At 66.8% G+C, this 24,579-nt stretch carries 23 protein-coding genes and 1 tRNA gene; 15 read left to right on the top strand and 9 right to left on the bottom strand.

Going from position 1 to position 24,579, the window contains the following annotated elements; genetic code table 11:
* Positions 1–35: 35 nt before the first annotated feature.
* Positions 36–120, top strand: a tRNA-Leu gene (locus CK620_RS05930).
* A 130-nt stretch (positions 121–250) separates the two neighbouring features.
* On the opposite strand, the gene CK620_RS05935 is transcribed toward CK620_RS05930, so the two are convergent.
* From CK620_RS05935 to CK620_RS05945, 3 genes are all read right to left on the bottom strand, one after another.
* Positions 251–586 carry a helix-turn-helix domain-containing protein gene (locus tag CK620_RS05935; RefSeq protein ID WP_143326755.1) on the bottom strand — a complete coding sequence of 112 codons (336 nt, stop codon included), beginning with the start codon at positions 584–586 and terminating at the stop codon, positions 251–253.
* Positions 587–924: 338 nt separating this feature from the next.
* The gene (locus CK620_RS05940; RefSeq protein ID WP_143325955.1) at positions 925–1,920 is read right to left on the bottom strand and encodes an alpha/beta fold hydrolase; all 996 of its coding nucleotides are present in this window, start codon (positions 1,918–1,920) and stop codon (positions 925–927) included.
* Positions 1,921–2,130: 210 nt separating this feature from the next.
* On the bottom strand, positions 2,131–3,165 hold the full coding sequence (locus CK620_RS05945; RefSeq protein ID WP_095549501.1) for a DMT family transporter: 1,035 nt from the start codon (positions 3,163–3,165) through the stop codon (positions 2,131–2,133).
* A gap of 211 nt (positions 3,166–3,376) precedes the next feature.
* Here CK620_RS05945 and CK620_RS05950 point away from each other — a divergent pair, with 211 nt between their 5' ends.
* Positions 3,377–4,507 carry an acyl-CoA dehydrogenase family protein gene (locus CK620_RS05950; RefSeq protein ID WP_095549502.1) on the top strand — a complete coding sequence of 377 codons (1,131 nt, stop codon included), beginning with the start codon at positions 3,377–3,379 and terminating at the stop codon, positions 4,505–4,507.
* Between the two features lie 95 nt (positions 4,508–4,602).
* Positions 4,603–6,132, top strand: coding sequence for a hypothetical protein (locus CK620_RS05955; protein ID WP_095549503.1), 1,530 nt, complete (start codon positions 4,603–4,605; stop codon positions 6,130–6,132).
* 9 nt (positions 6,133–6,141) lie between these two features.
* On the opposite strand, the gene CK620_RS05960 is transcribed toward CK620_RS05955, so the two are convergent.
* A complete protein-coding gene (locus tag CK620_RS05960; RefSeq protein ID WP_095549504.1) occupies positions 6,142–6,729 on the bottom strand; it encodes a type II secretion system protein N in 588 nt (195 codons plus the stop codon).
* A gap of 299 nt (positions 6,730–7,028) precedes the next feature.
* Between CK620_RS05960 and gspG the strand changes: the two genes are divergently transcribed.
* From gspG to CK620_RS06010, 10 genes are all read left to right on the top strand, one after another.
* On the top strand, positions 7,029–7,481 hold the full coding sequence (gene gspG / locus CK620_RS05965; protein ID WP_095549505.1) for a type II secretion system major pseudopilin GspG: 453 nt from the start codon (positions 7,029–7,031) through the stop codon (positions 7,479–7,481).
* Positions 7,482–7,534: 53 nt separating this feature from the next.
* Positions 7,535–8,068 (top strand): prepilin-type N-terminal cleavage/methylation domain-containing protein, encoded by a 534-nt coding sequence (locus tag CK620_RS05970; RefSeq protein WP_238946032.1) that lies wholly within the window; start codon positions 7,535–7,537, stop codon positions 8,066–8,068.
* Positions 8,065–8,475, top strand: a complete 411-nt coding sequence (gene gspI / locus CK620_RS05975; protein ID WP_095542435.1) for a type II secretion system minor pseudopilin GspI — start codon at positions 8,065–8,067, stop codon at positions 8,473–8,475. The genes CK620_RS05970 and gspI overlap by 4 nt, the downstream gene beginning before the upstream one ends.
* Position 8,476: 1 nt before the next feature.
* Entirely contained in the window at positions 8,477–9,361 is an 885-nt protein-coding gene (locus CK620_RS05980; RefSeq protein ID WP_179290581.1) for a PulJ/GspJ family protein, read from the top strand.
* A gap of 11 nt (positions 9,362–9,372) precedes the next feature.
* Positions 9,373–10,458 (top strand): type II secretion system minor pseudopilin GspK, encoded by a 1,086-nt coding sequence (gene gspK, locus CK620_RS05985; RefSeq protein WP_172424449.1) that lies wholly within the window; start codon positions 9,373–9,375, stop codon positions 10,456–10,458.
* A 297-nt stretch (positions 10,459–10,755) separates the two neighbouring features.
* Positions 10,756–12,927 carry a 3-hydroxyacyl-CoA dehydrogenase NAD-binding domain-containing protein gene (locus CK620_RS05990; RefSeq protein WP_095549507.1) on the top strand — a complete coding sequence of 724 codons (2,172 nt, stop codon included), beginning with the start codon at positions 10,756–10,758 and terminating at the stop codon, positions 12,925–12,927.
* Positions 12,924–13,745, top strand: a complete 822-nt coding sequence (locus tag CK620_RS05995) for an oxepin-CoA hydrolase, alternative type (RefSeq protein WP_095549508.1) — start codon at positions 12,924–12,926, stop codon at positions 13,743–13,745. The genes CK620_RS05990 and CK620_RS05995 overlap by 4 nt, the downstream gene beginning before the upstream one ends.
* A 10-nt stretch (positions 13,746–13,755) precedes the next feature.
* Positions 13,756–15,060: a CaiB/BaiF CoA transferase family protein gene (locus CK620_RS06000; protein WP_095549624.1), complete on the top strand. Its 1,305-nt coding sequence runs from the start codon at positions 13,756–13,758 to the stop codon at positions 15,058–15,060.
* A 105-nt stretch (positions 15,061–15,165) separates the two neighbouring features.
* Positions 15,166–16,305 (top strand): tripartite tricarboxylate transporter substrate binding protein, encoded by a 1,140-nt coding sequence (locus CK620_RS06005; protein WP_238946033.1) that lies wholly within the window; start codon positions 15,166–15,168, stop codon positions 16,303–16,305.
* Positions 16,306–16,429: 124 nt separating this feature from the next.
* A complete protein-coding gene (locus tag CK620_RS06010; RefSeq protein WP_238946034.1) occupies positions 16,430–17,416 on the top strand; it encodes a tripartite tricarboxylate transporter substrate binding protein in 987 nt (328 codons plus the stop codon).
* Positions 17,417–17,453: 37 nt separating this feature from the next.
* On the opposite strand, the gene CK620_RS06015 is transcribed toward CK620_RS06010, so the two are convergent.
* The 5 genes from CK620_RS06015 to gatC form a co-directional block, all read right to left on the bottom strand.
* Positions 17,454–17,876, bottom strand: a complete 423-nt coding sequence (locus CK620_RS06015; protein WP_095549509.1) for a nuclear transport factor 2 family protein — start codon at positions 17,874–17,876, stop codon at positions 17,454–17,456.
* Between the two features lie 56 nt (positions 17,877–17,932).
* Positions 17,933–19,381, bottom strand: coding sequence for an Asp-tRNA(Asn)/Glu-tRNA(Gln) amidotransferase subunit GatB (gatB, locus tag CK620_RS06020; protein ID WP_095549510.1), 1,449 nt, complete (start codon positions 19,379–19,381; stop codon positions 17,933–17,935).
* Between the two features lie 87 nt (positions 19,382–19,468).
* The gene (locus CK620_RS06025; protein WP_095542687.1) at positions 19,469–20,182 is read right to left on the bottom strand and encodes a DUF3800 domain-containing protein; all 714 of its coding nucleotides are present in this window, start codon (positions 20,180–20,182) and stop codon (positions 19,469–19,471) included.
* Between the two features lie 12 nt (positions 20,183–20,194).
* Positions 20,195–21,685 carry an Asp-tRNA(Asn)/Glu-tRNA(Gln) amidotransferase subunit GatA gene (gene gatA, locus CK620_RS06030; RefSeq protein ID WP_095549511.1) on the bottom strand — a complete coding sequence of 497 codons (1,491 nt, stop codon included), beginning with the start codon at positions 21,683–21,685 and terminating at the stop codon, positions 20,195–20,197.
* A gap of 169 nt (positions 21,686–21,854) precedes the next feature.
* Complete coding sequence (gatC, locus tag CK620_RS06035) at positions 21,855–22,154, bottom strand: Asp-tRNA(Asn)/Glu-tRNA(Gln) amidotransferase subunit GatC (protein ID WP_095542685.1); 300 nt, start codon at positions 22,152–22,154, stop codon at positions 21,855–21,857.
* Positions 22,155–22,476: 322 nt separating this feature from the next.
* Here gatC and CK620_RS06040 point away from each other — a divergent pair, with 322 nt between their 5' ends.
* Together CK620_RS06040 and mreC are read left to right on the top strand one after the other, a co-directional pair.
* Positions 22,477–23,517 (top strand): rod shape-determining protein, encoded by a 1,041-nt coding sequence (locus CK620_RS06040; RefSeq protein ID WP_095540328.1) that lies wholly within the window; start codon positions 22,477–22,479, stop codon positions 23,515–23,517.
* 107 nt (positions 23,518–23,624) lie between these two features.
* Positions 23,625–24,575 carry a rod shape-determining protein MreC gene (mreC, locus tag CK620_RS06045; protein ID WP_095549512.1) on the top strand — a complete coding sequence of 317 codons (951 nt, stop codon included), beginning with the start codon at positions 23,625–23,627 and terminating at the stop codon, positions 24,573–24,575.
* Positions 24,576–24,579 lie beyond the last annotated feature (4 nt).

The following is a 24,579-nucleotide window of genomic DNA, read 5'->3' on the forward strand; positions in this document are numbered from 1 at the left end:
CGCGAATGTGCCATATAATTTACTGCTTTCTGCCAGCCGGAGTGGTGAAATTGGTAGACGCAGCGGACTCAAAATCCGCCGCCGCAAGGCGTGCCGGTTCGATTCCGGCCTCCGGCACCAGCGAATGTGCAAGGGCTTACGACCTGAATGGGCGTAAGCCCTTTTTTTGCTGCCTGCTTTGAAACAAAACAGCCCCCAGCGAGCCGGGGGCTGTGTGCCTTTGGGTGGCAGAGCTCGAAGGCGCAAGGGCTCAGCCCTGCTCGGGTTGCTCCAGCTCCTTGGCCAGCTCCGGATGGCGAATCAGCAGCTCGAACAGGCACACGGCCGCGCCGGGAGGCACTTGGCGGCCTTGCTCCCAGTCGTTGAGCAGGGCCAGCGGCGTGTTGATCAGCCGCGCGAAATTCACTTGCGGCAGGCCCAGGGCCTTGCGGGCCTGGCGTGTTTTTACCTGTTGTGGCGTGCTGCCAGCATCGGCAGGGCTGGACAATGTCGCGCTCAGAGGCGCGGGTGGCGCTGCGACGGGAGCTTGCACCTTGGTGGCCACCGCATCGGCCATTTCTGCCAGGTTGATTTTTCTTGCGCACATAGGGATATCTCGTCGATGGGGGTGATGCCATTTCCCCTTCAAGGCTTAGCTGGCGGCACTCGCTGGTGCGGCTTGCCCATGCCAGAACACGGCTTGGGCGGATCGCTTCGATCGGGAAATGAGAGAGAAAAGCGCCTGCCGGCAAGAGCTCCTGACAGGCTCGCAGTGCTTATGGCGTCATCAGCGGCTGGCGCGAGCTGGCGAAAAAGTGATGACGGCCATTGATGGCACGCAATGGGCCAATTGTAGAAGCGGATGCCCATGCCGGCGCTGAAGCTGGGCGTAAGCCGTGCGGCTGTGGGGTGGATGTGCAGGGTGGGCAGGGCTTGCGTCTCGTTTCACACGGTAGGCAGCAGTCCGTTGCTGTGCAGCCAGCCGATGATGTGATGGTTGACCTGCTCGGGCTGCTCCTGCTGGCTCCAGTGACCGCAGTTGCGGATCAGTTCGGTCTGGGCGCGTGGCACGTTGCGGGTGATGTCTTGTGCGGTGGCTGGCGGCAGCACAAGATCGTATTCGGCGGTGAGCATCAGCGCGGGCAGTTGCACCATGTCGGGCGTGCCGGCGCTGTCGAGCCAGTTGCGGTGCAGGTTGCGGTACCAGTTGAGGCCGCCGGTGAAGCCGGTGGCCTTGTAGGTGCGCACATAGACGGCCAGCTCGTCCTGGCTGAGCAGCGGTTCGCCCCACAGCTGCGGGGTGTGGCCCAGCAGTGTGGCGGGCAGGGCGCGCAGCAGTTCGGATTGCTGGCGCGCCAGTGTGGCGATGGCGGCTGGGTTGGGGCGGCGCATCATGCCGGAGAAAGTGGCGGCCACGTCGCGGCCCAGCAGCTCCTCGCCCTGGCCTGGCTTCTGGAAGAAGACCATGTAGTGTTGCTCGCCACGGTATTTGCGCAGGGTGGCGATCAGGTCGTCCTCGGTGCGGCGGGTGTAGGGGGTGTTCAGGGCGATCACGCCCAACAGGCGCTCGGCGTGGTCGCGCGCCAGGGCCCAGGCCAGGGCGCCGCCGAAGTCGTGACCGACGACCACGGCCTGCGCGATGCCCAGTGCGTCCAGCATGCCGAGCACGTCGCGCGCCAGGTTGTGCATGCGGTAATCCTCCAGCGCGCCCTGTGCGCCGGTGTGGCCGTAGCCGCGCAGGTCGGGCACGATGACCTGGCAGCCGGCCTGCACCAGCGGCTCAATCTGGTGCCGCCAGGAGTAGGCCAGCTCGGGGAAGCCGTGCAGCAGCACGATGGGCAGACCGGCGCCGGCCACATGCACTGAAAAACGCGCGCCATTGGCGTCGATGGTGTGTGCGGCGGGCATGTCGGGGTAGGGGGGCAGGCGTTCTGCTGTCATGGCGGTCCTTTCTGGCTGGTCGTGGCAGGTGTGGCAGGTGTGGCAGGTGTGGCAGGTGTGGCAGGTGTGGCAGGTGTGGCAGGTGGCGCGGCCATTGCCGGCGCTGGCCATGCCTGGGCTTTGCCGGGCGGTTGGGCGCACCGGGCGATGGTGGTGGCAAATCGTAGTTGCAGGCCCAGCGCGGGCCTGCAGCCTTGGGGACAGGCCCTACTATGCAGCTCCCCGATGCTGGCGCTGGTGCACGCGCGCGCACCACAGCACGCCGGCGATCAGGGCCGTCATGGCCAGCCATTCCAGCATGGAGGGCAGGCGCCAGTCATAGAGAAAGCCATAGACCAGGCCAAAGACGGTCTCGAACACGATCATCTGCCCGATCATGGTCAGCGGCAGCTGGCGGCTGGCGCGGTTCCAGAAGTTGTTGCCCACCACTGAGGCCAGGATGGCCAGCGTGCCCGTCAGCAGCCAGAAGTACAGCCACTGCGCCGGCGTGTGTGCCGAGTCGCCTGCAGCCGGCGCCACCCAGGGGGCCAGAAAGGCCGGCACAGCCAGCCCCAGAGACAGCAGCCCGGTGGCCAGCCCAGTCAGCAGCGACCAGTCCCACGGCGAGATGTCCGGGCGGCGGCGCAGCCAGTGGCTGTTGTAGATCGAATAGGCCGACCAGCTCAGCAGCGCGCCGCTGGCGGCCAGCAGCCCCAGTGCACGCTGGGCGGTGCTGAGCGTGGCCGTGGCCGGGCTGCCTTGCAGCAGACTTTGGGCTGCCACCAGGCTGGTGCCCAGCAGACACAGCGCCAGCGGCGCCAGCAGCGGGCGCAGGCCGATGGCGCCCTGGCGGCTGGTGCCAAACAGCGTCACCAGTACCGGGATCAAGCCAATGATCAGCGTGGTGGGCGCTGCACCGGCCCATTGCACGCCCCAGACCAGCAGCACGTAGTACACGATGTTGCCCAGCATGCTCAGCCCCAGCAGCCCAAGCAACTCTTGGCGGCCCAGCCGGCCGCGCAGGCGGCGCCAGCGCGGCGCCAATAGCAGTACGGCCACGCAGCCATAGACCAAATAGCGCGCGGCCGAAAGCTGCCAGGCGTTGAAGTCCGGCAGCAGCAGCGGAATCAAAAAGATCAGCCCCCAGAACGCCCCGGCCACCAGGGCATTGACGACCCCGGCGGTGACCTGTGACGGCGGCGTTGCGCGGGGTTGGGATGCGGCGAGTGGGGCGTGGGCGTGACTGGCGGGCGAGGGGTGCGACATGGGCGCGGACAGGGCAAAAAACGGCGGCCATGGTAGCAGCCGGGGGCGTGGGCCGGCCCCTACAATGCCTGTTTTCCCTTTGAAGGGTCTGCACGCAGCGCGCCGCGCGTGCTGCGCAGCGCCCGTGCCGTGCAGGCGCTGCGCGCGCTAGGCGCACTGGTGCGTGGTCCGTGCGGGCCTTTCCGTTGCAACGCACCTTGGAGACCTGCCCATGCTGTTGACTGAAGACCAGACCATGATTCGCGATGCCGTGCGCGCTTTCGTGCAGGAGCAAATCGCCCCGCATGCCGCGCAATGGGACCGTACGCACCACTTTCCCGCCGACGTTCACCAGGGCCTGGCGGAGCTGGGCGCCTATGGCATCTGCGTGCCCGCTGAATACGGCGGCGCTGGTCTGGACTACCTGACGCTGGCACTGGTGCTGGAGGAAATTGCCGCCGGCGATGGCGGCACCAGCACCGCCATCAGCGTGACCAACTGCCCTGTCAACGCCATCCTGATGCGTTATGGCAATGACGCGCAGAAGCGCCAATGGCTGGAGCCGCTGGCGCAGGGCAAGATGCTGGGCGCGTTCTGCCTGACCGAGCCGCAGGTCGGCTCGGACGCCTCTGCGCTGCGCACCACTGCGCGCCGCCAGGGCGATGAATACATCATCGATGGCGTCAAGCAGTTCATCACCAGCGGCAAGAACGGCCAGGTGGCCATCGTCATTGCCGTGACCGACAAGGCCGCGGGCAAGAAGGGCATGAGCGCCTTCATCGTGCCCACCGACAATCCCGGCTACCACGTCGAGCGGCTCGAGGACAAGCTCGGCCAGCACTCCAGCGACACGGCCCAGATTCGCTTCGAGGACTGCCGCATCCCGGTGGAAAACCGCATCGGCGAAGAGGGCGAGGGCTACAAGATCGCGCTGTCCTCGCTCGAAGGCGGGCGCATCGGCATCGCCTCGCAAAGCGTGGGCATGGCGCGCGCGGCTTTCGAGGCCGCGGTGCAATACGCCAAGGAGCGCGAGAGCTTTGGAACCGCCATCATCAACCACCAGGCCGTGGGCTTTCGCCTGGCCGAATGCGACATGCAGATCGAGGCAGCGCGCCAGCTCATCTGGCACGCTGCCAGCCTGCGCGATGCCGGCCGCCCCTGCCTGCGCGAGGCGGCCATGGCCAAGCTGTTCGCCAGCGAAATGGCCGAGCGCGTCTGCAGCGCCGCCATCCAAACGCTGGGCGGCTACGGTTACGTCAACGACTTCCCGGTCGAGCGCATCTACCGCGACGTGCGCGTCTGCCAGATCTACGAAGGCACCAGCGACGTGCAGAAAATCCTGATCCAGCGCGCGCTGGGTTGATGCACGGTGGCGACTAAAGTTCATTGAAGCAGCCATTTGACAGAACGCCCCGTCATCAGCGGGGCGTTCTGCTTTATTTTCTTCTAGGTGCTGGTATGGGAAAAGCGCTGAAATTTGATTCCATTAGTTTTTTATTTTTTGCTGCTTTTGTCTTTGTTTTTTATGGTTGCTTTGCCGATGATGCATTCATCGTGGCGCGTTATGCGGAAAACCTGGCGCATGGGGTTGGCCTGGTTTTCAATCAGGGGGATGCCGTCAATGCGCTGACTTCGCCGCTGCATGCTTTTTTCATGGCGGGGCTTGCTTGGTTGACTGGCGGCTCGGTCAGGGCCTATGTGCTGCTGGCCGCAGTGGCAGTCTTTTGGGTGGCTGGCTGGGCCGCGCACAGGATGTTTGCTTTCAGTCCTGAAAAGGCTCGCCTGTACCAATTCCTGTTATTGACATTCCCGCCAGTGGTGTTCTGGACTTTGGGTGGTCTGGAAACCCCGATTTTGCTGGTGCTGATTCTTCTGATATGCGCATGTGCAGCACAAGACAGCAGCGTGCGTGGCGATATGGGTATTTTGGTGCTGTGCGCGCTAGCGGGTTTCACCCGCTATGACATGGTATTGCTTTTGGGGCCGCTGGTGTGCGCCGTGCTGTGGCGTCGCAAAGGCAACATCGGAGTGTGGGGAGTGACAGTTTTTCTTGCTGCGCTGTTTTTCCTGTGGTTTGCATGGTGCTATTGGCATTATGGCGATTTATTGCCAACCTCTTTTTACAATAAAAATATTTCCAAGTCCTCTGCTGGCGTGCTGGGCAAGGGAATGTTTTATGAATTGTCGCTGGGGGCCTTGCTGCTCTTGCCATTGGCTCTGGCATTGTTGTTGGGCAGGCGTAGGCTGGCAGAAAATGAAAAGTTAAAAAGTAGCGTAACTGGTTTTAATGCGCTGATGGCCGGTTCGCTGTTTTATGGGGTTTATGGGCTGTTTGCAGGCACCGTGCACATGATGTATTTGTATCGCCTGTTTGTGCCGATCATCCCTGTGCTGCTGTGGGCGGTGCTCAGGCGATTGCCCGTGACGCCCAAGCCATTGGGTTATGGGCTGATGGGCCTGGTGCAGCTGGCGCTGGTGTATGGCATTGACCAGCATTCCTTGAATTTCAACTTGGCCTTGTTGATTCCAGGTGGGCAGGATTGGTACGAATTCAGCCGTGCTGGCGCAGGGTCGTCGAACAAGCAGGCCAACAAGGTTTTTGCCCAGCAGGCACAGGCCATTGAGCGGCATTGGCAGGCCCAAGGGCGGGATACTGCGGTTGTGCCCAGAATGGCCGTTTGGACGGAAGGGCAGCCCGGTTATCAATTGAAAAATTTCTACGTGTATGGCCCGCTGGTGAGTTATCGGCACGAATGCCGCGCCGATTATTTCAAGATGGCTCACTATGTGCAGGACATCCAGTACCTGCCCGCTGACGCAGCGCCGCCGCAGGCGAAAAATGCACAGGGCTGGGAGCTGGTGACATACGACGACATGCCGATTCGGGAATGGGGCGGTGAGCGCAAATTGATCCGGGTGCTGTGGTTTTTCAAGCAGCCGGAACTGGCGCACACGCTGCCTGCGCGGGTGCATGGGGCCTGCCGATGATGGCTTTGCTCAACCCCCAGGCGGCATGGGTACATGCTGTTGGGTGGAGCGCGGCGAGTGGCGCGGTGGCAGATTGTTGGTAATGGGCTGGGTGGTGGGCGCGGCGTACAGTGGGCTGGCGGCGGCCGGGCGCTGGGCGGGCGCGAACTCGGGCAGCTGCAATTGCAGCTGGGCTGCGCCGCCCCGGCTGGGGCCCAGTTGCGCGCTGCGCCCCGAGACCGACTGCAGGTAGAGGTTTTCGCCGCCGTCGAGCAAGGCGCCAACGCGGTAGTGCTTGGCGGGCTGGCCGTTGACGGCGATCAGCGCGGCGCCGTGGCCGCTGCGTGCGCCGGCCAGCACGCCCACGAGCTGGTACTGCGCGGCGGGCGGCGGTGGCTCGTCCGGGGCCGCTTGCGGCTCGGCGGCATCAGCGCCCAGCAGCTGGTTCAGGCCCTGGGCATCGGCCAGCAGGGCGGCCTGGGCCACGTCGGCCTCGGCCGGGGGCTGTTGGCTGGGCAGTTGCAGCAGCCAGAAAGCGGCGCTGCCGACAGCCAGAGCCCACAGCCCCAGTGTGAGCAGGCGCGGAGGCCAGGCGGAGGAGAGAAAAGGCGTACGCATGGGCTGCGATTATGATTCACGCCGCAGCTGGCAGCAGCTGCCTGGTTGCTGCCTTTGCGCTGTCGCGTGTTGCATGGGCGGCTGGGCTTGTTGAGATGGGGGTTGCAAAGCGTTTTTTTCGAGGCAAAAGCCGCAGGTGCCAGGCGAAAATGCGCGCAAGGTTGGATGCCTTTTACAAGCATTTTCAACCCAGCAACTGCGCAGTTTTGATCGAAAAACCGCCGCAACACCCCCATCTCGACAAGCCCTAATCCTGTGGCCCGTGTGCTGCCTGTGTTTTTTTGCTCCAGGGCGTTTCTATGTTGACAAGCATTTCCCGCCGCCCTGCTGGCCGCCGCCAGCAGGGCTTTACGTTGATCGAGATCATGGTGGTGGTGGTCATCATCGGGGTGCTGGCTGCGCTGGTGGCGCCCAGCATCCTGGGCCGCACCGATGAGGCGCGCCAGACAGCCGCGCGCGCCGACATCAATACGCTGATGACGGCGCTCAAGCTCTACCGTACCGACAACATGCGCTACCCGACCAGCGAGCAGGGTCTGCAGGCGCTGGTGGCGCGGCCCAGCACCGAGCCGGTGCCGGCCAAGTGGAGCCGCCCGTACCTGGACAATGGCAAGCTGCCCAATGACCCTTGGGGCAATCCGTATGTGTACGTCTTCCCCGGCGTGTATGGCGAGGTGGACGTGCTTTCCTACGGCGGCGATGGTCGCCCCGGCGGCGAGGGCACGGACGCGGACATCGGCAGCTGGCAGTAAGCCCCGCTGGCTGTTCAGACGGTTCAAAGTTCCAGCGCGAGGAGCCAGTTGGCATGGGCCGCAAGGCGTACACCGCAGCCATGGCCTGGGCGGGCGGCACTGCAGGCCGGCCAGCCTGGCCGTGCTGCCCTTCGCGCCTGTCACTGACGCCGCTGAAGCCGCGCCGCCAGCGCGGCTTCACGCTGATGGAGATTTTGGTGGTGGCCACCATCATCGCTGTCGGCGCGGCGGTGATGGTGTTGGCCTGGCCAGACAGCGGGCAGCGCGCGCTCGAGCGCGAGGGCGACCGCCTGGCGGCGTTGCTGGAGTCGGCGCGGCTGCACTCGCGCGCCAGCGGCCATGCGGTGCATTGGCGCCCCACGCCCGAAGGCTTTGTGTTCGAGGGGCGCATCCCGCATTTGCTGCAAGACCTGCCCACGCGCTGGGAGCAGCCGGGCGTAGTGGCCCAGCCCGTGCAGCCGGTGCTGCTGGGGCCCGAGCCCATTCTCACGCCCACGGCCATCACGCTCAGCCTGCCGGATCAGCCGGCGTTGCGCGTGCAGGTGGTCAGCGATGGTCTGGCGCCATTCGAGGTGCGCGCGCCATGACGCTGCCCTGGCCGCGCCGAGCCGCGCCCAAGCCTGCCGCGCGCGGGCTGCGCCAGCATGGCTTCACGCTGGTGGAGGTGCTGGTGGCGCTGGCCATCGTGGCGGTGGCACTGGCTGCGGGCTCACGCACCGCAGGCGGCCTGTTGCACAACGCCCAGCGCCGCGAGGAGGTGATGCTGGCGCAGTGGTGCGCCGAGAACGCCCTGGTGCAGGTGCGCCTGCTGGCGCAGACCCAGCTGCCCTCCATTGGCACCACGCGCGAGCGTTGCGAGCAGGCCGGGCGCGCGTTCGAGGTCGAGGTGGTCAGCAGCGGCACCGTCAACCCTTCGCTGCGGCGCGTCGATGCGCGCGTGCACAGCGCGCAGCACTTTGTGCTTTCGCTCTCGACCCTGGTGGGGCGCTTCTGAGATGGCGGGCCAAAGAACTTCTGCAGGCGCAGGGCGCGCGGCGTGTGGCTTCACGCTCATCGAGGTGCTGGTGGCTGTGGCGCTGATGGCGGTGCTGGCAGGTCTGAGCTGGCGTGGCATCGACGGCTTGTTGCGCGCCCAGGCCCATGCCGAGCGCAGCGCGCAGCAGCAGGCGCTGCTGCAGACCGCGCTGGCGCAGTGGCAGCGCGACCTGGATCAACTGGTGCAGGTGCCGGCATTGACCACGCTGGACTGGGACGGCAAGGTGCTGCGCCTGACGCGCGCCAGCACGCGTGTGCACGAGGGCGCCCCCCCCAGCCTGCGCGTCGTGGCCTGGGCGGAGCAGCAGATCGACGGCCAGAGCCACTGGCTGCGCTGGCAGTCGCAGCCCATCAGCCAGCGTCACCAATGGCTGGCGGCCTGGAATGCGGCCCAGCTCTGGGCCCAGGGGCAGGGCCAGTCACAGTACGGCCAGGCCGTGCGCCTGCTGCCGCTGGTGCGCTGGCAGATTTTTTATGCGCTGGAAGGGCGCTGGAGCAACCCGCTGTCCAGCCAGCAACTGGGCTGGGCCGGTGGCCCAGGCCCAGGCGGTGGCGGCCCGCAGGGCGGGCTGGACCAGCCCTTCGACCGCCAGGAGCGGCCGCCAGCCGATGGCCAGCTCGATGCGCCAGGTGGCCAGGCCCCAGGCAACGGGCAGGGCAATGGCGAGGGCAATGGCGAGGGCGGCGCAGAGGGCGAAGGCAACGCGCAGCGCTACCAAAGCCCGGCCGTGCGCATGCGCCTGCCCGACGGCATCCGCCTGGAGCTGGAGCTGGACGAGCACAGCGGCTTTGGCGGCCGCATCACGCGCGACTGGCTCAGCCCACTGTTCGGGAGTGCGCGCTGATGGCCGGCCGCATGCCCCCCCATCGCTCAGGCGGCCTGGCGCAGCGGCTGCGGCCCGCCGCTGCGGCGCGCATGCGCGGCGCGGCCTTGCTGCTGGCCATGCTGATTGTGGCGCTGCTGGCCAGCATGGCGGCTGCGGCCAGCTGGCGTCAGTGGCGCAGCGCCCAGGCCGAGGCCGATGAGCGCGCGCAAATGCAGTCGCACTGGCTGGTGCGCGGCGCGCTGGACTGGTCCAAGATCATCCTGAACATCGACGCCGTGGTCGATTCGGCCTCCAGCAGCCAGGGCGGCCAGCCCAGCGACCACTTCAACGAGCCCTGGGCCGTGCCGCTGGCCGAGGCCAAGCTGGGCACCTTTCTGAGCGCCGAGCACAACATCGCCACGGACGCCAATGCCGATCTGGGCGAGGCCTTCTTCTCTGGCGCCATCGTCGATCTCAACGGCCGGCTGAACTTTGCCAATCTGCTCGATGGCGGCCAGATCGACCCGCAGGTGCTGCAGCAGTTCGAGCGTTTGTTCATCGAGCTCGGTCTGGGTGCAGGGCGCGCTGCGCCGTTGGCGCAACGCTACCTGGAGGCCACCCGCGTGGATTTGCAGGCCGATGTGGATCTGGCGCCTACCTGTGTCGAGCAGCTGGCCTGGCTGGGCCTGCGCGAGCCCGAGATCGCCTTGCTGCGCCCGCACATCACGCTGCTGCCGGCGGTGCGCACGCGGCTGAACCTCAACACCGCCAGCGAGCGCGTGCTGGCCGCCGCGCTGCCCGAGGGCGCCGGCAGCGCCGCAGCGCGCCTGGTGGCCGTGCGCAGCCTGCAGCATTTTGATTCGCTGGCCATGGCCCAGGCCCTGCTGCCTGGGGAGATGGCGCTGCCCGAGCGCTATTTCAGCGTCGGCAGCGATTACTTTCTCGTCAGTGGCCGGCTGCGCCTGGACGCGCTGCAGACACAGGACCACTACATCCTGCGCCGCGATGGCCGCACGCTGCACACCGTGGGCCGCGAATGCGCCGTGCCGCCGCCAACGCTGGACGCCCCGCTGGCGCCGCTGAGCACGGCCCCACAGCCAGGCCAGCCAGGCCAGTCCGCAGCGCAGCGGCGCTGAGAGCCGCTGTTCAACAGCTTTGCACGGCGGTTTCCGGATTGCGGATTGAGCCGATCCGCTTGCGCTGCAAAGCCTCGCCACAGCGTCGGCCATGGCTGCGTGATCGGCGCAATGTGCCGCCTTGCACCCATCCCCAACCGCCTCTTGCACAGTTGCACCGAACGGTGGAACAGGCCCTGAGCCTCGCGCTTGCTGCACGCCCCGTGCCGCTGTCGGCTGGCGGACAGCCTTTGCCATGCCTTGCCTTTAGCATGGCCCCTCGTCTGCTGGAAACCGAACAGAAAAGGCCTTTTCTTCATGTCCGACCTTGCCTCTTCCCCCACCCCAAATGCTGCGGAGCCCTTGCTGCGGCAGCAGCATGGCCCGGTGTTGGCGCTGCAGTTGCAGCGCGCGCCTGTGCTGGCCGATCAGGCCGTCGTGTGCGCCGCCCTGCAGCAGGCGCTGCAACAGGCCCAGGACGATGCGGCCACGCAGGCCGTGCTGCTGCTGGCCGGCCCCGCCTGGGATGGCGCGCTGGACGCTGCGGCCGTGCAGGGCGATGCCGCGCGCGTACCCGATGGCCAGGCGCTGCGCGCAGCCTGTCAGAGCATCGAAGCCTTTCCCAAACCCGTCATCGCCGTGCTGCAACGCAGCGTGCAAGGCGCGGGCCTGGAGCTGGCCCTGGCTGCGCACTACCGGCTGGCCTTGCCTTCGGCCCGTTTGGCCTGGGCCGATTGGGCGCTGGGCTTGCCGCCGGCTGCGGGCGGCATGGCGCGCGCGCTGCGTTGGATGGGCGCCGAAGCCGCTGCCGCATGGCTGCTGGGCGGCAGGGCGCTGACGGCCCAGCAGGCTCGCGATGCCGGCCTGGTCGATCAGCTGCTGGCCGATGGCGACGATGCCCTGGCCGCTGGCCTGGCCTGGGCCGGGCAGTTGCTGGCGCAGCAGGCTGGGCCGCGCCCGGCCTCGGCCCAGCCGTTGGCATCGCCTGAGCAGGCTCTGGCAGAGCTGGACGCGCAGGAGCAGGCGCAGCGCAAGAGCAGCCGCGGCCTGCAAGCGCCAGGTTTGATCCTGCAGGCGCTGCGCGCGGCTGTGCAGCAGCCCTGGGTACAGGCCCTGGCGGCCCAGCAGGCCGTGTTCGAGCAAGCCCGCGGCAGTGCCCAGCACGCCGCGCTGCTGCATGCGGCCTGGGCCGAGCGCGCCGCCGCGCAGGTGCCAGAGGCGCGCGCCGCCGCGCCGCGCCCAGTGCATTGCATCGGCGTGGTCGGCGGCGGCACCATGGGCGCAGGCATTGCCGTGGCGGCGCTGAATGCAGGCCTGCCGGTGACCATGATCGAGCGCGACGCCCAGGCCCTGGCGCGTGGCCAGGCCAATCTGGAAAAGGTCTATGACGGCCTGATCGCCAAGGGCCGCATGAGCGAGCAGGCCAAGGCCGCCACCATGGCGCGCTTTGCCGCCAGCACCGATTACGCCGCGCTGGCCGAGGTGGATCTGGTGATCGAGGCCGTGTTCGAGGATCTGGCCGTCAAGCAGGCCGTGTTTGCCCAGCTCGAGCGCGTTTGCAAGCCCGGCGCGGTGCTGGCCACCAACACTTCTTACCTGGACATCGACGCCATCGCTGCGGCCACGGGCCGTCCGCAGGACGTGATCGGCCTGCACTTCTTCAGCCCGGCGCACATCATGAAGCTGCTGGAGATCGTCGTGCCCGCGCAGGCCGCGCCGGACGTGGTGGCCACGGCCTTTGCACTGGCCGCGCGCATGAAGAAAACGCCGGTGCGCGCCGGCGTCTGCGATGGCTTCATCGGCAACCGCATTCTGGCCGTGTACAAACAGGCGGCCGACTACCTGATGGAAGACGGCGCCAGCCCCTACGAGATCGATGCCGCCGTGCGCGGCTTTGGCTACCCGATGGGGCCGTTCCAGGTCACGGATCTGGCCGGGGGTGACATCGGCTGGGCCACGCGCAAGCGCCGCGCTGCCACGCGCGATCCGCGTGCGCGCTATGTGGAGATTGCCGACCGCATCTGCGAGCGCGGCTGGTTCGGCCAAAAGACCGGGCGCGGCTTTTACCGCTATGCCGAGGGCGCGCGCAGCGGCCAGCCCGACGAAGAGGTGCTGGCCATCGCCGCCGCCGAGCGCGCGCGCAAGGGCATCACGCCGCGCAGCTTCAGCGCCGATGAGATCATGCGCCGCTACATGGCCGCCATGGTCAATGAAGGCGCCAAGGTCGTGCAGGAAGGCATTGCGCTGCGCCCGCTGGACGTGGACGCCGTGTTCCTGGGCGGCTATGGCTTTCCGCGCTGGCGCGGCGGGCCCATGCACTGGGCCGATGCGCAAGGGCTGCAGACCATCCTGGCCGACATCCAGGCCTTCGCCCAGGAAGATGCGCTGTTCTGGCAGCCTGCAGAGCTGCTGCAGCAACTGGTGGCGCAAGGGCGCAATTTCGCCAGTCTCAATGCCGCCGCAGCCACCACGGAGGAGCAGACCACATGAGCGCCCCTGCAACGACCGAGCAGCCATTGCTGCGCCAGCGCCACGGCGCTGTGCTGCTGCTGTCCAACAACAACGTGGCGGCGCGCAACGCGCTCACGCCCGGCTTTTACCTGGGCCTGGTGCAGGCGCTGCGCGAGGCCGCTGACGATGCCAGCGTGGGCGCGATCGTGCTCACCGGCGAGGGCGGGCACTTCTGCGCTGGCGGCGATCTGCGCCAGCTGGCGCAGCGCCACGCCATGGCGCCGCAGCAGCGCCGCGAGGAGCTCGAACGCCTCAACATCCTGGTGCGCGCCATCGCCGATTGCCCCAAGCCGGTGATCGCCGCCGTCGAAGGCGCAGCCGCAGGCGCCGGGCTGTCGCTGGCGCTGGCTTGCGACATGCTGGTGGCCGCTGAAGACGCCGTGTTTTCCGTCGCTTACGTCAAAGTCGGCCTGAGCCCCGATGGCGGCGCCACGCATTTTCTGGCGCAGTTCCTCTCGCGCCAACGCATGACGCAGCTGTGCCTGACGGGCGAGCGCATCAGCGGCGTGCAACTGCATGCGCTGGGCGCCGTCAACGCGCTGACGCCGCCGGGCCAGGCGCGGGCCCAGGCGCTGGAGCTGGGCCAGCAGATCGCCCAGGGGCCGATGCAGGCCATGGCCGACATCAAGGCGCTGTGCCGCATGGCCGCCAGCCAGCCGCTGGCGCAACAGCTCGAAGAAGAGGCGCAGCGCATGGTGCAGGCCCAGGGCCGGGACGAGGCGCGCGAAGGCATTGGCGCCTTTCTCGAAAAGCGCAACCCCGATTTTGTGCGCCTGCGCCAGGCGCCGCGCGATTGAGGAGCAGGTCATGGATGCAAAAACTCAGCCCGCCGCCGGGCGTGCGGCCCCAGATGCAGCAGATGCCGCAGCGCCGCAGCCCCTGCCGCTGGCCGGCGTGCGCGTGCTCGACCTCTCGCGCGTGTTTGCCGGGCCGCTGTGCGCCCAGGTGCTGGCCGACTTCGGCGCCGAGGTCATCAAGATCGAACACCCTGGCCGTGGCGACGACACGCGCGACTGGGGCCTGCGCATCGGCCAGACCGAGACGACCTACTACAACAGCATGAACCGCAACAAGCGCTCGGTCACGCTGGATCTGCAAACCCCGCAGGCGTTGCAGATCATCGAGGCGCTGCTGCCGCAGATTGATGTGCTGGTGCACAACTTCAAAAGCGGCGGCGCGGAAAAGCTCGGCCTGGGCTACGAGCGGCTCAAGGCGCTCAAGCCAGAGCTGATCTACTGCGCCGTGGCCGGCTACGACAGCAGCGGCCCTGAGGCCACGCGCCCCGGCTATGACCTGGTGATCCAGGCCGAGGCCGGGCTGATGGCCCTCAACGGCGAGGCCGGGCAGCCGCCGCTGAAATTTGGCGTGGCCGTGGTGGACTTGATGACCGGCATGGCCGCCGCGCAGGCCGTGCTGGCGGCATTGTTTGAGCGCCAGCGCAGCGGCCGCGGCCGGTTGATCGAAATGGCGCTGTACGACTGCGGCCTGATGGTGACGGGCTACTACGGCCTGGAGGCCCTGGAGCTGGGCCACGACCCGGCGCGCTACGGCAACGCCCATCCGTCCATCATGCCCTACGGTTTGTTCGAGGCCGCTGACGGCCCGCTCATCATTGCCGTGGGCAACAACGCGCAGTTCGAGAAGTTTTGCCTGCACGTCATCGAGCGCCCGGAGATCGTGCAGGACGAGCGTTTTGCCACCAACGTGCAGCGCGCCCGCCACCGCCAGGCGCTGGCGCCGCTGCTGCAGCAGGCCATTGCGGCCTGGCCGCGCGCGCAGTTGCTGCAGCGCTTGCGCGCGCAGGGCATCCCCTGCGGCGAAGTCAGCGGCCTGCACGAGGCGCTGAGCAGCGATCGCACCCAGCGCAGCGGCCTGCTGCAGAGATTGCCGCACCCCGTGGCTGGCACGGTGCCGGTGTTCGCGCCGCCTTACCGGCTCGACGGCCAGCGCCTGCCCATCCGCCATGCGCCGCCCACGCTGGGCGAAGGCACGCGCGAGGTGTTGCACAGGCTGCTGGAGATGAGCGAGGAGCAATTGCAGCAACTGCAGACTCAGGGCGTGCTCAAACTGCCTGCTGCGGCTGAGGCGTCGAGCGCATCCAAGCCTTCTTGAACTGTCTGAACGGCCCTGAGCCAGGGCCAAGCCCGCGCATGGCGTAACCCTGGCGCCAGGCACGGGCGGGATCGGTCAATCACCACCGGGGGAGGGAGCATCGCCATGACTGTCATCACCGCTTGCCACCCACCGTTGCAGGCCCTGCGCCGCTGTGGTGGCGCAGGTATCGCAGGCTCTGCGCGGATTGGGAAGATGGGGGGGACTGGGCGTATGGCGCGCATGGCGCGGGCCGCCTGGGCAGCGCTGGGCGCGGCAGCCCTGCTGGCGCTGCCTGGCCTACCTGCACAGGCCAGTGAGCAGACCCAGACCCAGATCCAGGCGCAGGCCGGGCAGGGCGCCCAGCCCTGGCCGAGCCGGCCCCTGCGCATCATCGTGCCCTATGCGCCCGGCGGCTTCACCGACCAAATGGCGCGGCTGCTGCAGCCAGGCCTGCAGCAGCGCCTGGGCCAGCCCGTGGTGGTGGACAACAAGCCCGGCGCCAACAGCATCACCGGGGTGGCCGAGCTGGCCCGCGCCGCGCCCGATGGCCACACGCTGGGCGTCGTCATCGCCGCCTATGCCGTCAATACCACGCTGTACCCCAAGCTGCCCTACGACCCGGCCAAGGACTTGCGCGGCGTCTCGCTGCTGGGCATCTCGCCGCTGGTGGCTGGGGTGGCCAAGCAGGCGCCGTTCCAATCGGCCGCGCAGCTGGTCGAGTACGCCCGGGCGCACCCGGGCAAGCTCAGCTACGGCTCATCGGGCAAGGGCGCATCGGCGCATCTGACGACCGAATTGCTCAAGTGGCGCACGAAGGTGGACATGGTGCACGTGCCCTACCGCGGCGCAGCGCCGGCGCTGGCCGACTTGATCGGCGGCCACATCGACCTGCTGCTCGATGCGCCCACCAACCTGATCGAGCACGGCGGCCCGCAAGGGCGGGTGCAGCTCATTGGCGTGGCCGGGGCCGAGCGTCTGCCGGCCATCCCCGATGTGCCCACCTTTGCCGAACAAGGCATTGCCGGCGTCGAAGGCAGCACCTGGGCCGCGCTGATCGCCCCGGCGGCCGTGCCCGATGCCGTGGTGCAGCAACTCGCCCAGGCCACGGCGCAAATCCTGCAAGAGCCCGCAGTGCAGGCCACGCTGCAGCGCATGGGCACCTTCCCCAAAGGCTTGCCGCCGGCCCAGACCGATGCCTTCATGGCCGAGGAAACCGCCAAATGGGCCGGCGTCATTCAGCAGGCCGCCATCACGCTGGATTAGGGCCTGTGAAGCCCCTGGCCTGAAGCGACCACTTCTGAAGCGACCACTGCGACACAGCCCAACATCACCTCAACCCGCTGGCCTGGCCGGCAATGCGCAACGCCCCAATCGAAAGGAATCCACCATGCGCCAACACCCCAATCGCCGTGACTTCATGGGCCGCCAGTTGCTGGCAGGCCTGGGCCTGCTGGCCAGCGCAGGCGCCATCCCCGCCTGGGCTGCAGGCCAGTTCAGCAAGCCGCTGCAACTGATCGTGCCCTATGGCGCGGGCGGGCCGACCGATACCTTGTTGCGCACGCTCTCGGCCCAGGCGGCGCAGGCGCTGGGTCAGGAGATCGTGATCGAAAACCGCCCCGGCGCCAATGGCACCTTCGGCGCGGCGGCCCTGGCGCGGGCGCGCGATGGGCACACCATTGCCGTGCTGCCGGCAACGGTGTTTCGCGAGCCCTTTCTGACCAAGGTCAGCTTTGATCCGCTCAAGCTGAGCTACATCATCTGCATGACCAATTACGTGTTCGGCTTTGCAGTGAGCCAGGATGCGCGCTGGAAAAACTGGCAGGAGTTTGCGCAAGAGGCCAAACAGCGCCCAGGCCAGCTGACAGTGGGCGTGACCGGCGCCACCGGCACGCCGCGCATCGTCATGGGCGAAGTGGCGCAGGCGCTGGGGCTGGAGCTCAACATCGTGCCCTACAAGAGCGACAGCGACATCACCACCGAGCTGCTGGGCGGCCACCTGGACGCCGCAGCCATGACGGGCACGGCGGTGCAGTACATCCGCGCCGGGCGCATGCGGTATTTGGCCATGCTCACCGAGCAGCGCTCGGAGCTGTTTCCCGATTTGCCCACCATGCGCGAGCTGGGCGCTGACACCTGGGTGGATTCGCCCTTTGGTCTGGCCGGCCCGCCGGGCATGGACGCGGCCCAAGTGCAGGCCGTGCACGATGCCTTCAAACAGGCGCTGGAATCGGACGCAGGGCGCCAGGCGCTGGCGCAGCTCAACCAACCGCTGAACTACATGGGCCCCAAGGAATACGCGGCCTATGCGGCGCAGAGCATGGCCAAGGAAAAGGCGCGCGTGCAGCAGCTGCGCGCGCAAGGGCTGCTGGGTTGAGCCATCGGGCTGAGTGATTGGGCCTGTGAGAGGCCCTTCAATCCGCGCTGCGCTGGGCCTGCTGCGCCAGCGCAGCGCGCATGTGCTGCACCACGCCTTCGAGCGCCTTGAGCGGGCGCACCATGACTTTGAAGCGGGTAATCAGCCCGGCGTCGTCCCATTCGATCATGTCGATGCCGTTGACCTGCAGGCCGTCATCGAGCTCCACGCTGAACTCCAGCACCGCCGACTGCGCGCCGCGCCAGGTGTTCAGGTACTGAAAGCTGTCTTGGCCCAGCACCTGCATGGCCGCCAGCAGATAGGCCATGGTCAGCGCCCGGCCCTGTTGCGGCGTGTGCACGGCCGGCGAGAGGAATACCACGTCCGGGTGCAGCAAAGCCTGCAGCTGCGCTGGGTCACGGCTTTGCAGCACCTGGTGCCAGCGCTGCAGCGGGTCGGTCGATGGGGTGGGGCTGTTCATGGCGCTCCTCTGCAGGGTTGTGTGGCGCAGCAGCTTGCAGGCATTGCTTGGTCAGCTTAGCCGGCCAGCTTGGCCTTGAGCAATTCGTTGACCTGTTGCGGGTTGGCCTTGCCCTTGCTGGCTTTCATCACCTGGCCGACCAGGGCGTTGAAGGCTTTGTCCTTGCCGGCCTTGTATTGCTCGACGTTGGCGGGGTTGGCGGCGATCACCTCGTCGATGATTTTCTCCAGCGCGCCGCTGTCATTCATTTGCTTGAGGCCTTTGGCTTCGATGACGGCATCGACCTCGCTGGCCTGGCCGCTCCACAGCGCCTCAAAGACTTGCTTGGCGGCGTTGTTGGAGATGGTGCCGTCGTGGATGCGGCCGATCAGCGCCGCCAGTTGCGCCGGGCGCACGGGGGCGGCTTCGATGCCGATTTCCTCGGTGTTGAGGCGGCGCGAGATTTCGCCCATCACCCAGTTGCTCACCAGCTTGGCCTGGCCGCAGGCTTGGGCCGCTTCTTCAAAGTAAGCGCCCATGGCCTGGCTTTGCGTCAGCGTGGTGGCGTCGTATTCGGGCAGGCCCCAGTCGCGCACGAAGCGCTCGGCCATCTGGCGCGGCAGCTCGGGCATGTCGGCCTTGACCTGCGCGATCCACTCGGGGGCGATGACCAGCGGCGGCAGATCCGGGTCGGGGAAGTAGCGGTAGTCGGCGCTGTCTTCCTTGGTGCGCATGGCGCGGGTCTCGCCCGTGGCGGGGTCGAACAGCACGGTGGCCTGCTCGATGGCGTGGCCGTCCTCGAGCTGCTCGATCTGCCAGCGGATCTCGTAGTCGATGGCCTGCTGCATGTAGCGAAAGCTGTTGAGGTTCTTGATCTCGCGGCGCGTGCCAAAGGGCTGGCCGGGCTTGCGCACGGAGACGTTGGCATCGCAGCGGAAGTTGCCCTCCTGCATGTTGCCGTCGCAGATGCCGATCCAGGTGACGATCTTGTGCAGTTCCTTGGCGTAGGCCACGGCTTCTGCGGTGGAGCGCATGTCCGGCTCGGTGACGATTTCCAGCAGCGGCGTGCCGGCGCGGTTGAGGTCGATGCCCGAGGCGTCGGGGAATTGGTCGTGCACGGATTTGCCCGCGTCTTCCTCCAGGTGGGCGCGCACCAGACGCACGGTTTTTTTCTCGCCATCGACGAAGAAGCTGACCTCGCCGCCTTGCACCACGGGGATTTCGAACTGGCTGATCTGGTAGCCCTTGGGCAGATCGGGGTAGAAGTAGTTTTTGCGCGCAAAGATCGAGCGCGGCGCCACATGGCTGCCCAGCGCCAGGCCCAGGCGGATGGCGCAGGCCACGGCCTGGCGGTTCATCACCGGCAGCGTGCCGGGCAGGGCGCAGTCCACCGGCGCGGTCTGCGTGTTGGGCGCGGCGCCAAAGCCCAGCGGCGCGCGGCTGAAGATTTTGCTGGCGCAGGCCAGTTGGGCGTGGGTTTCAAAGCCGATGACGACTTCGTAGCCTTGGATGAGTGCTGTGGTCATGTGGATGTGCTGTTGTAGAATCGCCCGCAACGACTCGCGCCGTTCCTGTAAGCGGTATCTTCAAGTGTGAAGAGAGTCGTTCCTCTTTCAGGGCCAGTGTTGAATGCGAACACTGGCCTTTATTTTTTGCCAGATGGCCCAGGCCTGGGCTTCGTGCCACTTGGCAGGCGGCATGTTCTGGTGGTCAAAGCGTGCGGCCAGATACACCATTAAATCGGCTGCTTGCAGAAAGCGGCTGTGGTGCGAGTAGGTGAAGTAAATGGTGTCGTGGATGGGCTCCAGTGAGCGGCCAAACCAGTATTTGGTCGAGCCCGCTTGCTTGTAGGCGGAGAAGTCCATGACGGCCTGGGTGATTTCATCGGCTTCATAGTCGCAAAAGACCAGGCCGCGCGCTTCTTGCTGTTCGAGAAATTCGCTGTAGCGCTCCAGGATCAGCATCAGCCCCAGGCGGTATTCCGGCTCTGGCGTCGTGTAGCGCTTGCGGTGCTTGGCCACGTCGATGCGGATCAACTGCAGTGGCAGGGCCAGCTCCACCAAGGCGTCGGCCACGGCATTGAAGACTTTAAGGCGTTCAGGCAGCGAGTGCCTGCGCAGATTGCCCTTGCCGTGGAAGAGCTCCTTGCCATGCAATTCGGTCTTGGCCGAGAGCACGGAGCTGCCGAAGATGTCCGTCTGGATCTGGCGCAGGCGTTTTTCCAGCTCCGGCAGGGCTTCTTCCGAGACGTAAATGCCGCCGATCCAAAACGAGTCCCGCCCCGTTGAGAGGTCGAACTTGTTTTCGTCGAAATAGGCCAGCCACATAAGCCATGCAACTCAAAAGCCAGCGGGCGTTTGCAAATGCCAATCCGTGGCCTGTTGCAGGCGGTGGGCGACGTTCAGCAGGCGCGCTTCCTGCAGGTAGTTGCCAATCAGTTGCAGGCCCACGGGCATGCCGCCTGCGCCAAAACCGGCGGGCACGCTCATGCCGGGCAGGCCCGCCAGCGAGGCGGGCAGGGTGAAGATGTCGGCCAGGTAGTCGGCCAGCGGATCCTTGTGCGCGCCAATGGCCCAGGCGGTGCTGGGTGCCACGGGGCCGGCGATGACGTCGCACTGCTGGAAGGCGCGCTGGAAGTCGTCGGCGATCATGCGGCGCAGCTTCAGGGCCTTGAGGTAGTAGGCGTCGTAGTAGCCGTGCGAGAGCACGTAGGTGCCGACCATGATGCGGCGTTTGACTTCCTCGCCAAAGCCTTCGCTGCGGGTGCGCACGTACATGTCGTTCAAATCGTCGTATTGCGCGGCGCGGTGGCCGAACTTGACGCCATCGAAACGGCTGAGGTTGGAGCTGGCCTCGGCCGGGGCGATGATGTAGTAGACGGGGATGGACAGCTCGGTGCGCGGCAGCGAGACGGGCACCAGCTTGGCGCCGAGCTTTTCGTATTCCTTGAGGGCGGCCTCGACGGCGGCGCGCACGTCGCCCGCAATGCCGTCGCCGAAAAACTCCTGCGGCACGCCGATGCGCAGGCCTTCGATGCTGTCGTTCAGTTGGCGAGTGAAGTCTTCGGCAGGGGCGTCCAGGCTGGTGGAGTCGTGCTCGGGGTCGGGGCCGGCCATGGCCGAGAGCAGCAGCGCGCAATCTTCGGCCGAGCGGGCCATGGGGCCGGCCTGATCGAGGCTGGAGGCAAAGGCGATCATGCCGTAGCGGCTGACGCGCCCGTAGGTGGGCTTGATGCCGGTGATGCCGCAGAAGGCGGCAGGCTGGCGGATGGAGCCGCCGGTGTCGGTGCCGGTGGCTGCCGGGGTCAGGCCTGCGGCCACTGCGGCGGCGCTGCCGCCCGAGGAGCCGCCGGGCACGCGGCTGGCATCCCAGGGGTTGCGGCAGGGCGCGGCCTGCGCCTGGCCGATGGGGGCGATGGCGGTGTTTTCATTGCCCGAGCCCATGGCGAATTCATCGCAGCTGAGCTTGCCCAGCGTGACTGCGCCGGCGGCGGCCAGCTTGTGCACCACGGTGGCGTCGAACGGCGAGCGGTAGCCGGCCAGCATCTTCGAGGCGGCGGTGCTGGGCCAGCCCTGGGTGACGAAGATGTCCTTGTGCGCCAGCGGCAGGCCTTCCAGCGCGCCGGCCTGGCCAGCGGCCAGGCGGTCGTCAGCGGCGCGGGCCTGGGCCAGCGTCAGTTCTTCATCCACGGCCAGGAAGGCGCCCAGCGCCTGGTGCTGGCGGATGCGGGCCAGAAAGTGTTGTGCCAGCTCGGTGGCGGAGATGCGGCGCTGGCGCAGAGCGGCATTCAATTCACGCAGGCTCTGGGCGTGCAAGTCGGTGGTGCTCATTGGATCAGGGCGGAAATCGGGGCAGAAATCGGGGCGGTATGGCTTTTGTTTTGATGCGAACGAGTACCGCTGCAGGGTCGGGTCGCGCAGTGCGGGCCTGATCCTGATCGGGCAGGGCAGCTTGCTGCAGGGCGCGCGCCGGTGGCCGCGCTGGCGCGGCAGGGCCTGCTTATTCGATCACTTTGGGCACGAGGAAGAAGCCGTCCTCGGCGGCGGGGGCGTTTTGCATATTGCCTTCGCGCTGGCTGCGGGCATCGGCCACGTCCGGCTGCAGGCGCAGCTGAATGTCTTCGATGGCGGAGACGGGGTGGAACAGCGGTTCAATGCCGCTGGTGTCCACCGCCTCCATGCGTTCGACCAGCTCGAAAAAGCTGTTGATCTGGGCCAGCAGCGCCTGGCTTTGTGGCTCGTCAAAGGACAGCTTGGAGAGGCTGGCAATGCGGTGTAGGTCGTCGGAGGTCAGGGCCATGTCGTGGAATACGGGGCTTGGCATTGCCTTGGCGGCGCAGCCGGGGATGCCATGGGGAAGTTCGCGTGCGGGGATGGGCGCGCGACTCAACGGGCTGAGGCAGTGGCCAAAGGCTCGGTCATGGGCAGTCTGCTTCAGCAGCGTGAACAGGTGCGGTATTATCTGCCCTTTGCCGTCTTTTCAGAACATTTGAGGCTTGTTCGCGCCGTCTTGGGCCGCCTGGGCAAAGGTTGGCGGTGAACAGGCCATCATCGCGTTTGCGAACGCCACCGCTGCGGCGCACTGGAGCGCGCCGGGCAGCGCTGGCAAAGGATTTTTTTCAATGATCGGATCTTTGCGTCGCTATTTCTCCACCGATTTGGCGATTGATCTTGGCACGGCCAACACCTTGATCTTTGCGCGTGGCAAAGGGGTGGTGCTCGATGAACCTTCGGTGGTCGCCATCCGCCTGAGCACAGGGGGCAAGAAGGTGATCCAGGCCGTGGGCCATGAGGCCAAGGCCATGCTGGGCAAGGTGCCAGGCAACATCGAGGCCATCCGCCCCATGAAGGATGGCGTGATTGCCGATTTCGTCATCACCGAGCAGATGATCAAGCAGTTCATCCGCATGGTGCATCCGCGCTCGCTGCTGGCGCCGCAGCCGCGCATCATCATTTGCGTGCCCTGCGGCTCCACCCCGGTGGAGCGTCGCGCCATCAAGGATGCGGCGCTCAAGGCTGGCGCATCCAAGGTCTATTTGATCGAGGAGCCCATGGCCGCTGGCATCGGCGCGGGCCTGCCCGTGTCCGAGGCGCGCGGCTCCATGGTGGTGGACATTGGCGGTGGCACGACTGAGGTGGGGGTGATCTCGCTGGGCGGCATGGTCTACAAAGGCAGCGTGCGAGTGGGCGGCGACAAGTTCGACGAGGCCATCGTCAACTACATCCGCCGCAATTACGGCATGCTCATTGGCGAGCAAACGGCTGAACTCATCAAAAAGGAAATCGGCTCGGCCTTCCCCGGCGGCGAGGTGCTGGAGATGGAGGTCAAGGGCCGCAACCTCAGCGAAGGCGTGCCGCGCAGCTTCACCATCTCCAGCAACGAGGTGCTTGAAGCACTGACCGAGCCGCTCAACCAGATTGTCTCGGCCGTGAAGACGGCGCTGGAGCAGACCCCGCCCGAGTTGGGCGCGGACATTGCCGAGCGCGGCATGATGCTCACAGGCGGCGGCGCGCTGCTGCGTGATCTGGACCGCCTGCTGGCCGAGGAAACTGGCCTGCCAGTGCTGGTGGCCGAGACGCCGCTGGCCTGCGTGGTGCGCGGCTGTGGCATGGCGCTGGATCGCATCGACGACATGGCCAGCATCTTCACCGACGAAGGCTGACGGGTGAGGCCCATGGCCGCAGCGCTGTGCGCCTTTTACAGCCACCGCGCCCGAGCGCATGCGTGCGCGCCTGGGCATTGATTCACTTTCTCCGATAGCCGGCCATCATGTTCGAGCGCCGCACGCCACGCATCTTCACGGATGGCACCACGCCGGCGGCGAAGCTGCTGGTGTTTGGCGCGCTGGCCATTTTGTTGATGGTCGTCGATGGGCGCTTTCAGGTCGCCGGGCCGCTGCGCCAGGCAGTGGGCACGGCTGTTTATCCGCTGCAATGGCTGATGGGCCAGCCCGTGCAGGCTTGGCGCACGCTGGAAGGCTATACGCAGGATTTGCGCCAGGCGCAAGAGCAGGCGCAGCAGGCGCAGCGCGAAGCCATGGCGCTGGCAGAGCGGGTCAACCATGTTGAATACCTGGAGCGCGAGAACGAAAGCCTGCGTAGCTTGCTGGAGCTGCGCGCGCGCGTTTCCACCAAGGCCTTGTCGGCCGAAGTGGCCTATGCCGCGCCCGACCCCTACACCAACCGGCTGGTGATCGACAAAGGGCAGCTGGCAGGCGTTCGCCCCGGCGCGCCGGTGCTCGATTCGTTTGGCGTGCTCGGCCAGGTCACGCAGGTTTTTCCTTTCTCCAGCGAGGTGCGCGTGGTCACCGATCGTGACCAGAGCGTGCCGGTGATGAGCTTGCGCACTGGACTGCGCATGGTGGCATCCGGGGTGCGCGCGGCCAGCAGCGGCGGGCGCATGGAGCTGCGCTTTGTGCCGACCGGCTCGGACGTGCAGGAAGGCGATGTGCTGGTCACCAGCGGCATCGACGGCTACTATCCGCCGGGCGTGCCCGTGGGGACTGTGGATTTCGTCGAAACGCACAGCGATGCCCCCTTCATTCGCATCTTTGCCCAGGCCCTGGCCCAGGTGCAAAGTGCCCGCTACGTGATGGTGCTCGAACCTGTGGGCCTGTATGGCGAGCACGGGCCTGAGCCCCCACAGCTGCCGCCCGAGCCAGTGATTCCAGGCAATGCGGGCCAAGGGCAGACCGGGGCTGCCAGGGCCGCAGGGAGGTAGGCCA

Origin of the sequence: Vandammella animalimorsus, assembly GCF_002285285.1 — a bacterium.
GTDB lineage: Bacteria > Pseudomonadota > Gammaproteobacteria > Burkholderiales > Burkholderiaceae_C > Lampropedia > Lampropedia animalimorsus.

Bases quoted from the DNA above. Each gene is read 5' to 3' on its own strand.
- CK620_RS05980 (WP_179290581.1), top strand. From the start codon at position 8,477: ATGGCGGGCCAAAGAACTTCTGCAGGCGCAGGGCGCGCGGCGTGTGGC.
- gspG (WP_095549505.1), top strand. From the start codon at position 7,029: ATGTTGACAAGCATTTCCCGCCGCCCTGCTGGCCGCCGCCAGCAGGGC.
- CK620_RS06040 (WP_095540328.1), top strand. From the start codon at position 22,477: ATGATCGGATCTTTGCGTCGCTATTTCTCCACCGATTTGGCGATTGAT.
- CK620_RS06025 (WP_095542687.1), bottom strand. From the start codon at position 20,182: ATGTGGCTGGCCTATTTCGACGAAAACAAGTTCGACCTCTCAACGGGG.
- CK620_RS06015 (WP_095549509.1), bottom strand. From the start codon at position 17,876: ATGAACAGCCCCACCCCATCGACCGACCCGCTGCAGCGCTGGCACCAG.
- mreC (WP_095549512.1), top strand. From the start codon at position 23,625: ATGTTCGAGCGCCGCACGCCACGCATCTTCACGGATGGCACCACGCCG.
- CK620_RS05970 (WP_238946032.1), top strand. From the start codon at position 7,535: ATGGGCCGCAAGGCGTACACCGCAGCCATGGCCTGGGCGGGCGGCACT.
- gspK (WP_172424449.1), top strand. From the start codon at position 9,373: ATGCCCCCCCATCGCTCAGGCGGCCTGGCGCAGCGGCTGCGGCCCGCC.
- CK620_RS05935 (WP_143326755.1), bottom strand. From the start codon at position 586: ATGTGCGCAAGAAAAATCAACCTGGCAGAAATGGCCGATGCGGTGGCC.
- CK620_RS05960 (WP_095549504.1), bottom strand. From the start codon at position 6,729: ATGCGTACGCCTTTTCTCTCCTCCGCCTGGCCTCCGCGCCTGCTCACA.
- CK620_RS05990 (WP_095549507.1), top strand. From the start codon at position 10,756: ATGTCCGACCTTGCCTCTTCCCCCACCCCAAATGCTGCGGAGCCCTTG.
- gatC (WP_095542685.1), bottom strand. From the start codon at position 22,154: ATGGCCCTGACCTCCGACGACCTACACCGCATTGCCAGCCTCTCCAAG.
- CK620_RS05995 (WP_095549508.1), top strand. From the start codon at position 12,924: ATGAGCGCCCCTGCAACGACCGAGCAGCCATTGCTGCGCCAGCGCCAC.
- gatB (WP_095549510.1), bottom strand. From the start codon at position 19,381: ATGACCACAGCACTCATCCAAGGCTACGAAGTCGTCATCGGCTTTGAA.
- CK620_RS05945 (WP_095549501.1), bottom strand. From the start codon at position 3,165: ATGTCGCACCCCTCGCCCGCCAGTCACGCCCACGCCCCACTCGCCGCA.
- CK620_RS05940 (WP_143325955.1), bottom strand. From the start codon at position 1,920: ATGACAGCAGAACGCCTGCCCCCCTACCCCGACATGCCCGCCGCACAC.
- CK620_RS05950 (WP_095549502.1), top strand. From the start codon at position 3,377: ATGCTGTTGACTGAAGACCAGACCATGATTCGCGATGCCGTGCGCGCT.
- CK620_RS05955 (WP_095549503.1), top strand. From the start codon at position 4,603: ATGGGAAAAGCGCTGAAATTTGATTCCATTAGTTTTTTATTTTTTGCT.
- CK620_RS06005 (WP_238946033.1), top strand. From the start codon at position 15,166: ATGACTGTCATCACCGCTTGCCACCCACCGTTGCAGGCCCTGCGCCGC.
- CK620_RS06000 (WP_095549624.1), top strand. From the start codon at position 13,756: ATGGATGCAAAAACTCAGCCCGCCGCCGGGCGTGCGGCCCCAGATGCA.
- gatA (WP_095549511.1), bottom strand. From the start codon at position 21,685: ATGAGCACCACCGACTTGCACGCCCAGAGCCTGCGTGAATTGAATGCC.
- gspI (WP_095542435.1), top strand. From the start codon at position 8,065: ATGACGCTGCCCTGGCCGCGCCGAGCCGCGCCCAAGCCTGCCGCGCGC.
- CK620_RS06010 (WP_238946034.1), top strand. From the start codon at position 16,430: ATGCGCCAACACCCCAATCGCCGTGACTTCATGGGCCGCCAGTTGCTG.